2 protein-coding genes and 2 pseudogenes are annotated in these 4002 nt (G+C 37.6%); 2 read left to right on the forward strand and 2 right to left on the reverse strand.

What is annotated here, in order from left to right; genetic code table 11:
* Positions 1-112: 112 nt before the first annotated feature.
* Positions 113-307: pseudogene (locus FTU82_RS16450) on the forward strand (hypothetical protein); the annotation flags it as partial.
* Between the two features lie 808 nt (positions 308-1115).
* Entirely contained in the window at positions 1116-2771 is a 1656-nt protein-coding gene (locus FTU82_RS15780; RefSeq protein WP_005093681.1) for an HNH endonuclease signature motif containing protein, read from the forward strand.
* Positions 2772-3147: 376 nt separating this feature from the next.
* Here the strand turns inward: FTU82_RS15780 and FTU82_RS15785 are convergent, their stop codons facing one another.
* Together FTU82_RS15785 and FTU82_RS16455 are read right to left on the reverse strand one after the other, a co-directional pair.
* Positions 3148-3471, reverse strand: a complete 324-nt coding sequence (locus FTU82_RS15785; RefSeq protein ID WP_063454488.1) for a type II toxin-antitoxin system HicB family antitoxin — start codon at positions 3469-3471, stop codon at positions 3148-3150.
* Positions 3472-3479: 8 nt separating this feature from the next.
* Positions 3480-3605 (reverse strand): annotated as a pseudogene (locus FTU82_RS16455) (toxin HicA); the annotation flags it as partial.
* Between the last annotated feature and the right edge of the window lie 397 nt (positions 3606-4002).

Here is a 4002-nt window from a genome sequence, read left to right on the forward strand (position 1 = left end):
GGATAATCTTTTTCAGATTCAATCAATAATTGAACCGCTCTTTCTCTGATTTCAGGGGTATATTTTAATTTTGTCATCGGGATAGTCTCTCAGAATATTGACTCTCCGACAAACCCGGTACGGTTCACATTTTACGGCAGAGGATGAACCTATGCTTTCAATCCTTACAGAACATCAGTTTTTTCCGATAGTGATGAAACATAATAAATATGATTATTTTAGAATTATGTCTAAACAAGCGTCATTAAGTGCCGTGCGATGGGTACTTGCGTGGTTGAGTGTACGATATTTGGTGATTAGAGATCATAATTCTGTGAATTTGTTCAAGACAGCTACGTGTGCATAAATATCATTTACCTGACTAGGAAAACTTCTTGCTGCTCATTTATCACTTAATAATAGAGACTCAGGTATTTTTTATGGATCAACAAAGCAATAAAAACATCACATTATTCCTTGCATTTGATTTGCTACTGGAAGCTGTACAACACACTTCCTTATGGAAATAGCCTAAGCAGATATCGTTCAATTTAAGGGGCCCAGGCCTTTGCTTGGCAAATCAGATTTTAACAAAGCAAAGGCCTGGGAATCCGCGAATTTGATTTTTTTCTTTGCTTTCAATTTGATCCATACGTTATCGATTTATATTTTTTATTTAAAAATGAATAAAAAAATTCTAATTTGGTTTGACCAAAGAAAAAGATACCCATATGATAATTACATTACAGCAAAATCTGTAATCGGGCGTGGAAACCCGCATCTCAACGTACTAAAGAGTCACTTTTAGTGGCTCTTTTGTGTCTGCATGGCAATGCTTTATGGCAGGCCAAGTAGGGCAGTCTATGACTGGCCGTTTCGTTGAGCGGTATTTCCACCCCTATTTGGTTTGCCACCATCTCGTGGAAAAGATGTTGGCAAATTTCACATTGATCAACGAGATTACAATATGAAAAATATCATCTTAAAAGTACCCATTTCTCTTAGGTTTCTTTTGTTAGCGCTGACCGGATATTGACGGTCATTTAATTCATCGCTTTAACTAAATTGAACTATATGCACTTTCAAATTTCGTGCTTTAGCGAATATAGGAAAGTGCTGCCTGGAGAAAACAAAAAATGGGCCAAACTCGATTACTGACGAATATCATTCAGCGTAAAGTCATGTTGCCAGAAGAAATGTCGCCTTCAATGCAGCGTGATAATTTTGAAGTGGCACTGACTGATTTTGAAAAGCATGCCATCATCAAATGTTTATTTAAAGCGGATAACCAGCGTTCTACTGAATGTTGGAGTGTGCAGGAAATTGCAAACTTTATTGAGAATTGTACAGAAGATCAAAATATCAATTTGTGTATCTTGTATTGGAAAGATATACACGGCAACATCTATATTATCGATGGGGCGCATCGTCTTTCGAGTATTTATGCTTGGGTCAAGAGATATTTTGCAGATGAACAAGCCACTCAAGCGCCTAATTTTAGCGATCAACAAAAAGAAGATATTCGTGACCTGCGAAATCATTTAGGAGATCTAGCTGACTTCCAAAAAATTTGTATTGATCCTAAATTTGCAGAACAAAAATCTAAATTAGACGATATTAAAATCAGTTTCCGGCAAGTGCTTGGTACTCCAGAAGACGCAAGACGCGTATTCCAATCGATTAATTCAGATACTAAACGCCTAGATAAATATGAGGAATATCATCTAAGAAGTCGGGGAAGTGATGCATATTATGCGATCTATGCCTGTTGTTATATCAATGACAATAAATCCAATTTAGAAGAGCTTCAATATACACGTTTAAATTCGCTGATCGAGTTGGGGGAGAAGATCCATCAGCTGCTTTTCTCTACCATATTATTAGATACTGAAATGAGTCATGGCAAAAAAATTGGCTTGGTCAATGAGCTCATGAATATCATCGCGGGTGATCAGATTCATAATATCATGAGCCTGAATCAGGGTGAACGCGTTGAAAAGATCATGTCACATCTGTTTACGGTCCTTTGCAGAATGGCCACTCCTGTAAAAAATACTGGGGTTCCGAGTTTGGGCTTACATCCGTTCTTATATTTTTATAAGGACCAGCGTTTTCAGATTACTTCCTTTCTGGCATGGTTTGCTATTGTGTTTGAAATTCATGAAAGCCTGATGCAGATTCACCATCGAACCATTAGCTTTAAAGAGTTTACACGTGTCCGCCGTAGTATTGAGTTCTTGATTGCCAATTTTCCAGTGGCGACCACTGAAACGGTCGGTAAGTTCGGCAGTGGGATTAAAGGCTATGATCGGCTACAAATCGTTTATAAAGCCTTTATCTGTTTAAGCCTGGAAATGGATGTCGATTTTGAAGATGAAGAATGCCTGAACACCTTTATTTTGTCGATGTCAAAGGCTTTCAAGTACATCAACTTTAATGAGTTTTATTCTGAAAGATTTTTGGGTAATTATGATGATGGGGTTGTAGAGCATGTAGTCGGATATGTTGAATCGATTAGCCCGATCTCTCGATCAAAGCCCAAGGCCTTTTCAGCATTAACCAAAAATTTGCTTAAGCACAATTTTCTGGTGGGTAATCATAACTTTTGCCCCATTTGTGATGGATTAATCTATCTCGATTCTACTGAATCGGATCATCGGATTGCCAAAGCCGCAGGTGGCCAAGGGGTGCTAGAGAATGGTCTGCTGGTTCATCCACTCTGTAATAGAATGAAATCAGATCTGAGCCTGGAAGAGATTAGAGCGGATTTGTTTGGTGAATTACTGTATTAATCAGCAGAGTGATGAACTCATTTTCTCAAGTGTGTTAATTAATGATAAATCACATGATTTAACTTTTGATATATTCAGCCAGTGTAGCTTTTTTTAATTAAGTGCAGAATCATAGCTAGAAGCTAGCTGTAGTTTCTGAATGACCGTCAAGGTCCTTAGTTTTGCCCATTGATCCTTCTCTGGGCATTTTTTTTGATCAAAATATAACGCTATTCTTGCTAAAAATTGAATATTAATTTTTAACGAAAATTATGTGTAGATAGGTCTAGATAAATTTTTATTCCATTTTCTGCAAATTATTGGATAAACCAACCAGCTATTCTTGTTTATGGTCTACCAGTCATTCTCATTCCAAGTAGACCATCAAGATATAAAACTACATAGCCAATTTTGCCGATACCAAACGATTCATACTCACACCACGCTCCGCAGCTTCAAGTGCTAGTTTTTGATGAACCATTGATGGAACACGAACAGCAAACCGTCCGCTATACTTTTTTTCTGAAAGCGGTACAGGTAATTTCTCATTATTGCTGATCATATCTGCTACAACTTCAGCAACAAGATCAACAATCCCTGAAAATGCTTTAGATTGTTCTGCATCGAGCCAAGACAGTGACGGAAATTCGGCACATAGACCAACATACTCATTATCTTCTGCTGACCATGTAACACGATAAGTAAATTGTTTGCTATCCATTTGACACCTCACAATGTTTTAAGTTTATCAAGTGCAGCTAATACTTGCCTAACCTGATAAGGTTTAGCCTTTCCGCTATCATCTTGAAGATTAATACGAGGATCGCCTTGCCACGGTGTTTTAAATACCGTGTGACTACCACTTGTTTGTCTTGGTTCACCAAAATATTGCTTACAAACCTTGAGTAAATCGACATAGCGGATATTTTTTGGATTATTCCGCATTTGTTCTATAAGTTGATCAAGATTTGCCATTTAAATGCTCAATAGTGCCAATGATTAATAGTATCAATATTGATACCATTAATCAAGAGTTTGGCATGCCTAGTGGCTTATACGAACAGAAATGAATGGTAGGGTGCAAATAGGAATAGGGGGTAGATTTACATAGGAATATGCAATTTACTATCTGTAAGTGAAAGAGGACTCCACCCGACAGTCAGGGTGGAGGTGAATTTCACAGATTTTAACCTTGTTGGTTTTGAATGTATTTCTTAATAATATCTAAGGGCGCACCACCGCACGACCCTGC

Origin of the sequence: Acinetobacter sp. YH12151 (genome assembly GCF_013418355.1) — a bacterium.
GTDB classification, from domain to species: Bacteria; Pseudomonadota; Gammaproteobacteria; order Pseudomonadales; family Moraxellaceae; genus Acinetobacter; species Acinetobacter pseudolwoffii.